Genomic DNA, 341 nt, shown 5'->3' with positions numbered 1-341 from the left:
TTGTTTCATCATTATTTATCAAAAAGCCAAGTAGAATAGATGCTCTGTTGATGGTGATGACACTTTCATTGTTAGTTTATTCAATCGCGCAAAGACGAATGAGAGCGAATATGAAAAAAGAAAAAACCACGATAGCGAATCAAATCAATAAAGAAATATCTAACCCAACATTACGTTGGGTCTTTCAGTGTTTTGAGGGAATTAATCTACTCCAGCAAGGCGACAAAATCAGCTTGGATGGTTTTGATGAGTTCAGGGAAAAAATAATAAGGCTCATTGGTGGACATGCGTTGCATTTATATAAAATCCAAAAAGTTGCCTAGGGGTCTGATCAATGCCTG

At 36.4% G+C, this 341-nt stretch carries 1 pseudogene; it reads left to right on the top strand.

The window, feature by feature from the left end:
* Positions 1-323, top strand: a pseudogene (locus tag H5119_RS20165) (hypothetical protein); the annotation flags it as partial.
* Positions 324-341 lie beyond the last annotated feature (18 nt).

It is taken from the genome of Pseudoalteromonas sp. SG45-5 (assembly GCF_014164085.1).
Taxonomy (GTDB): Bacteria; Pseudomonadota; Gammaproteobacteria; order Enterobacterales; family Alteromonadaceae; genus Pseudoalteromonas; species Pseudoalteromonas aliena.
This window is presented reverse-complemented; position numbering and strand designations above follow the sequence as displayed.